At 33.6% G+C, this 6,140-nt stretch carries 7 protein-coding genes; 2 read left to right on the top strand and 5 right to left on the bottom strand.

All coding sequences use genetic code 11. The features are described 5' to 3' along the window. Positions 1–125 precede the first annotated feature (125 nt). A complete protein-coding gene (locus tag IRZ78_RS25435; protein WP_194620291.1) occupies positions 126–644 on the top strand; it encodes a shikimate kinase in 519 nt (172 codons plus the stop codon). On the opposite strand, the gene IRZ78_RS25430 is transcribed toward IRZ78_RS25435, so the two are convergent. Together IRZ78_RS25430 and IRZ78_RS25425 are read right to left on the bottom strand one after the other, a co-directional pair. Next, positions 636–1,136: a phosphoribosyltransferase family protein gene (locus IRZ78_RS25430; RefSeq protein WP_065451151.1), complete on the bottom strand. Its 501-nt coding sequence runs from the start codon at positions 1,134–1,136 to the stop codon at positions 636–638. The two genes, IRZ78_RS25435 and IRZ78_RS25430, sit on opposite strands and share 9 nt — an antisense overlap. Positions 1,137–1,378: 242 nt before the next feature. Continuing rightward, positions 1,379–1,768 carry a S4 domain-containing protein gene (locus tag IRZ78_RS25425; RefSeq protein WP_194620289.1) on the bottom strand — a complete coding sequence of 130 codons (390 nt, stop codon included), beginning with the start codon at positions 1,766–1,768 and terminating at the stop codon, positions 1,379–1,381. Between the two features lie 79 nt (positions 1,769–1,847). On the opposite strand from IRZ78_RS25425, the gene IRZ78_RS25420 reads away from it, so the two are divergent. After that, positions 1,848–2,999: an FKBP-type peptidyl-prolyl cis-trans isomerase gene (locus IRZ78_RS25420; RefSeq protein WP_194620287.1), complete on the top strand. Its 1,152-nt coding sequence runs from the start codon at positions 1,848–1,850 to the stop codon at positions 2,997–2,999. A gap of 515 nt (positions 3,000–3,514) precedes the next feature. Here IRZ78_RS25420 and IRZ78_RS25415 read toward each other — a convergent pair. The 3 genes from IRZ78_RS25415 to IRZ78_RS25405 all read right to left on the bottom strand — a co-directional run bounded on the left by IRZ78_RS25415 (position 3,515) and on the right by IRZ78_RS25405 (position 6,061). Beyond that, positions 3,515–4,468, bottom strand: coding sequence for a transketolase C-terminal domain-containing protein (locus tag IRZ78_RS25415; protein ID WP_065451154.1), 954 nt, complete (start codon positions 4,466–4,468; stop codon positions 3,515–3,517). A gap of 73 nt (positions 4,469–4,541) precedes the next feature. Next, positions 4,542–5,393, bottom strand: a complete 852-nt coding sequence (locus IRZ78_RS25410) for a transketolase (protein ID WP_194620285.1) — start codon at positions 5,391–5,393, stop codon at positions 4,542–4,544. Positions 5,394–5,737: 344 nt separating this feature from the next. Beyond that, complete coding sequence (locus IRZ78_RS25405) at positions 5,738–6,061, bottom strand: hypothetical protein (protein WP_194620283.1); 324 nt, start codon at positions 6,059–6,061, stop codon at positions 5,738–5,740. Positions 6,062–6,140: the final 79 nt, after the last annotated feature.

The raw sequence follows: 6,140 nt of genomic DNA, 5'->3' as shown, positions 1-6,140 counted from the left end.
ATTCTTTCCTTGAATGCGGGTGCAAATATAAGGAGTTATTTTTGATATTTGCAAGCTTATTTATTATAAATTTGTCTTTTTTTAATCAAAATTTACAACACCTTAATTTTTAGGTTCTTATTAAAATGAAAAAGATTATATTATTAGGATATATGGGCTGCGGAAAGTCAACAATTGCCCAAAACTTGTCAAAAATTACAAATATTCCATTTCTGGATTTAGATAAATGTATCGAAAATAAAGCAAATTTATCTATAAATGAGATTTTCGAGCAATTTGGAGAGATCCATTTTAGGAAATTAGAACACGAAATGTTTCTGGAATTACTTCAATCTTCAGAAAACAGCATCATAGGTTTAGGCGGAGGAACGCCTTGTTATGCCAATAACCATGAATTATTAAAAAGAGACGATGTTACCTCGATTTATTTAAAGGCTTCAATAGACACTTTATACAATAGATTAATTCATAACAAAAGCAAGCGCCCGTTAATCGCTAATATGGATGAAGAGGAAATGAGAGAATTTATCGCAAAGCATTTGTTCGACAGAAGCTATTATTACAACCATGCACAACATAAAGTTTCGGTTGATGATAAAGCTGTCGATGAAACCGTTCAGGATATTCTGGAAATCTTAGCTTAAAAAAGCATAATTGTCGCCGTTGTCATCAAAAACAACCTGAACATGCTCTAATAAAGAGGTCGATAAAGAGATTCCTTTAAAATCGGCCTTTACAGGATATTTTTTGTGATTTCGATCTACAAGCACTGCTGTTTTGAATTTCTTTAGCGGAACGTCTAAGAAATGACGAACAGCATAAATTAAAGTAGTGCCTGAATTTAAAACGTCATCTACAAGTACCAATCCTTTGTTTTCGTATTCTTCTTTAGTTAAAGAAGTCTGAATAGGCAATTGCGGATTTTGTTTGTCGACTTTAACTTCGCAGAGAGAAACCTTAAGTGTCGAAATCGTACTTAGGGCTAACGCAATTTTTTGAGCAAAAATAGATCCGTTAGAAGCGATTCCGGCAATTACAACTTCTTCTTCGTCAACAAAAGTTTCGTATATCTGGTAAGCAATACGTTTTATTTTATGTTCGATTTCCTGATTTGTTAAGATGATGTTTTTGCTCATGATTTATTTTTTTTGCTAAATTACAAATTTTAAATTCCAATAATAGAAAAGGAAACTCCAAATTTTTAAAATTCCAAATTCCAATGTTGAGGTTTTGATTTGGATCTTTTTTGGAATTTAAAGGTTTTACTTTTGAGACTTCATTATCCCATTATTTTGCAATTTGGGTCCGAAGCTTCGGGATAAAAATTGGAATTTAAATGTTCGTTGACTTTTGGAATTTGGTTTTTTAATATTGGAATTTATTCTGTTTCCTCTTCATCAATAATATCATTCCCGTATTCGTCGATATCTCTTCTGTCTTTTTTGGTTGGTCTTCCGGTCCCGGTTTTTCTGTAATGCTCTTTAGATAGTTTTAATAGTTCTAAATGCGCATAAGCTTCGGCTGGGGTTTCATTTTTTCTGTAAATATCTACCAGTTTTGCACCAACGCGGCTTTCCGGTATATCAAGTACCGTTATAATTTGTGTGATCTGATCTTTTCTAAAGGTAATTTTATCAGTTGGAAAAACTTCTTTAGAGGGTTTGGCAACCTGCCCATTTACTGTAATATGGTTCTTTTTGCAAGCTTCAGTAACCATATTTCTGGTTTTGTAATAACGTACGCACCATAAGTATTTATCTATTCGCATAATTTTTCTAAATTCAAAGTTAAATTCTTTACAAAAATAAATCAATATTGTATCTTGCGCACCTAAAAAATTAACAATAATGAATAAATTTAAATATTATTTTATTTTATTACTTGCGGGAATAGCGATTGTGTCTTGTAATAAAAGTGATGATGACGATGTTGTGACTGTGCCTCTAAGAGACTATAAAGAACAATACAAAGCTGATAATGATTCGATTGTTAATTATTTAAAGACTAATTATATTAAGGAAGTAACTCCTAATTTTGATATTGTAATCGAAAAAATTCCTGCAGGAGGAACACAAACTTCAATTTGGGATCAAAAAGAGTATCCATTGCAGACCAGACCTGTTTATAGTAATGATGTTAATTACGAAGTTTATTTTTTAAGTTTAAGAAAAGGAACGGGAAGCTCGCCTACTAATACAGATAAGATAGTTGCTTCTTATTCAGGTAATTTTTTGAACGGAAAAGTGTTTGATAGTTCTTATGGAAATGCAGAGACTTTTAACTTATTTGCATACTCACCTGAAGGTACTGTGATCGAGGGTTGGTCTGAGATTTTTCCTCAGTTTAGAACAGGAACTTCTACAACAAGCACAGGAACTGGTGTTATTACTTACGATAATTATGGAGCTGGAGTTATGTTTATACCTTCGGGTTTAGCCTATTACGCGTCAGGAAAAGGAACTATTCCGGCTTATACATCTATAGTATTTAGTTTTAAGTTGTTTGATCTGCAAAGAATGGATAATGAATATACTATTTCTTCATCGACAGGCGGAGTTGTTATCTTGGGTGATGGTGTTCCGGATTATTTAGAGGATATTAATGGTGATGGTTATCTTTATGATTTTAGAAACACAACTAAATATCCAAACCCTCCAAAAAAATTGATTGATGATACAGATAAAGATGGAATAGCTGATTTTGTAGATTTTGATGATGATGGTGACGGTTTTAGTACAAGATTTGAACTTACAAAACCAACAAATGAAATTGGTATAGTTAAAGTAGGTGATGTTTATATAAATTATGGAACTGGATTTTATTATCCTTGGGATGCTAGAGAAGATAATCCTGCTACACCAAATACAAATGAATTTGAACCTAGAGGAATTCCTAGAAAACCAACAGGTGCAAATGGAGCTTTTGTGGAAGAAGATTATACAGCTGCAGGACGATTAAGAATTCATCTTGATAAAACATACCCGATCAAAAAGAATTAACTTTTTGATTCATAATAAACTAAAAAACCCGAAAGTGATTTCGGGTTTTTTTTGTTAGCAAAAAAGTCTCTAATGTTTAAATGTGTATTGTTTTTAGAAATTAATTTATCCGTTTACGTTTTCCCGTAATGAATATCTGAATCAAAATAGTAGGTTTGTAAGAATAATGATTGAATCTCAAATAAAAACAGCAAGAGTTTAGTAGTGCTTTTGCTGCAATTAAAGATCAGTTAAGGAGGCTGCAAATAGAAAGAAGCGATGAGTATGATAAGATGAGTCGTGGTTTTTGTTCAACTAATAATGATGTGCTTGGGGGGTATCATCGGTTATTAGTTCGGCCTCTGAAGTTACAGAAGTCCAGATTTATCTGATGTTTAATTTTGTTCATTCAGGTTCGAATCCGATAGCTGTGTTTTCTACTGATCTTTCCTTGTGCTACTATTTATTGTTAGTACAAACTAAAAACCCCGAAAGTGATTTCGGGGTTTTTGATATAAAGTAAGAAAATCTAAAAATTATTTTCTTTTGATCACTCTTTCTACAGCTTCAACAATCGCCTGGTTATTCAATTTGTATTTTTCCATTAATTGCTCCGGAGTTCCAGATTCACCAAAACTATCGTTTACAGCAACAAACTCTTGTGGAGCTGGATTGTTTAAAGCCAGTACTCTTGAAACACTTTCTCCAAGACCTCCAAGAATGTTGTGCTCTTCTGCAGTTACCACACATTTCGTTTTAGCCAATGATTTTAGAATCGCTTCTTCGTCAAGAGGTTTGATAGTGTGAATGTTGATTACTTCGGCAGAAATTCCTTTTGCTTCAAGAGCTTCAGCAGCAATAAGAGCTTCCCAAACTAAGTGTCCTGTTGCAACGATTGTTACATCAGTTCCTTCGTTTAATAAAATTGCTTTTCCAATTACGAAAGGTTCGTCAGCTGGCATAAAGTTAGGCACAACCGGACGGCCAAAACGTAAATAAGCAGGACCATGATGATCTGCTAATGCTAATGTAGCGGCTTTAGTTTGGTTGTAATCACAAGTATTGATTACGGTCATTCCAGGCAACATTTTCATTAATCCGATATCTTCAAGGATTTGGTGAGTTGCTCCATCTTCACCAAGTGTTAAACCAGCGTGAGAAGCACAGATTTTTACGTTTTTATCAGAATAAGCAACAGATTGACGAATTTGATCATAAACTCTTCCTGTAGAGAAGTTAGCGAAAGTTCCTGTGAAAGGAATTTTTCCTCCAATTGTTAAACCTGCAGCGATACCAATCATGTTAGCTTCTGCGATACCAATCTGGAAAAAACGCTCCGGGTGATTTTTCTTGAAATCATCAAATTTTAATGAACCAATTAAATCAGCACAAAGTGCTACTACTTTTTCGTTTTTTTGACCTAGTTCAGTCATTCCCGCTCCAAAACCTGAACGAGTATCTTTACTTCCTGTATTTGTATATTTTTTCATTTTGTTTTTTGCTGTACGCAATAAGCTGTAGGCAATAGGCATAAAGCTTATTGCTTAAAGCTTAAAGCTTTTTTTAATAATCGATTTGATCTGCAGAATAGTTTTGAGCCAAAGCACTTTCCAATTGGTCATTGTTTGGTGCTTTACCGTGCCATGCATGAGTATGCATCATAAAATCAACTCCGTTACCCATTTCAGTATATAGTAAAATACAAACTGGTTTTCCTTTTCCTGTTCTTGATTTTGCATCAGTTAAACCTGCAATGATAGCATCGATGTTGTTTCCTTCTTTAATTTCAAGGACGTCCCAGTCAAAAGCTTCAAATTTTGCACGGATACTTCCCATGGCCAAAACTTCGTCAGTTGTACCATCAATTTGTTTTCCGTTAACGTCAACAGTTGCAATAAGGTTGTCTACTTTTTTAGCAGAAGCATACATGATCGCTTCCCAGTTTTGACCTTCTTGTAATTCACCGTCTCCGTGTAAAGTATAGATTAAGTGATTGTCACCATTTAATTTTTTTGCCTGAGCAGCACCAAGAGCTACAGATAAACCTTGTCCTAATGAACCAGAAGCCATACGAACTCCAGGCAATCCTTCGTGAGTTGTTGGGTGCCCTTGTAAACGTGAGTTTAATAATCTGAAAGTTGCAAGTTCTGAAACAGGGAAATAACCGCTACGTGCTAATACGCTATAAAATACAGGAGAAATATGACCATTTGAAAGGAAGAAAATATCTTCTCCAATTCCGTCCATATCAAAACCTTCTTTACGCTCCATAATGTTTTGGTACAGTGTTACCAAAAATTCAGTACAACCTAGTGAACCACCTGGGTGACCTGAGTTGACAGCATGTACCATTCGAAGAATATCTCTTCTTACTTGGATAGTTAAATCGCTTAATTGTTGTGTGTTAGGCTTCATTTTATGTGTAAAAGTTAAACTGGTGCAAAAGTAATTTTTATTTTGCGGGCTGACAAATGATTTTTAGCTTTAGTTTGCTGTAATTGTTAAATTTTAGCCCTTTTTTTATTGATTTAGAAAAAAAAGGAAATCTTGTTAAGAGAAAAAAAGGTTGTAATAGATAAAAATGATTCAATTGATTTAAAAAAAATGGATGCTAATGCGTGTGAGCTGTCGCAAAAAGTATATTCTATAATAAAAAAAAGTTTGCCACAGATTAAAAGATTAAGGTGATTTAAAAAGCAGGTTAATCTTTTAATCTGTGGCAAAAAAAATAAATTTGTAAAAATTTGTGGCAAAAAGGGTTATTCAGTGTCGCCTTCGCTATAAAAATTGTTTTCTTCGTCTTCTGAGCCAATTTCTTCCTGCTCATCGTCAAGTTCTGAGCCTGGAATATCTAAATCGTTTCCGAGTTTGTCACTATTTTGTTTCCATTCATTGTCATTGTTATCGTTTTGAATGACTGTTCTTTCGCCTGAAATTCCTTCAGGATCGATGTCTTCCAGTTTTTCTTCCTGATTATAAATGTCTTCGTTTGCCGGATAATCTAAATTTTCCAGATTTTTCTCGATTTGATCATCTTTAATTTGATCTAGATCTGGAGATTTTTTTTCTTCTGAATTTATCATGGTTTCTAATTTTTAAAGTGTTTTATAAAGTTAAGAAATCAATGATTTAGTAGTGTTATAGTTTTTGAATCAGAATGTT

This window comes from Flavobacterium sp. CSZ, from assembly GCF_015350725.1.
Classification (GTDB): Bacteria; Bacteroidota; Bacteroidia; order Flavobacteriales; family Flavobacteriaceae; genus Flavobacterium.
Note: the sequence above shows the minus strand (reverse complement) of the source record. Positions and strands in the feature narration are given on the sequence as shown.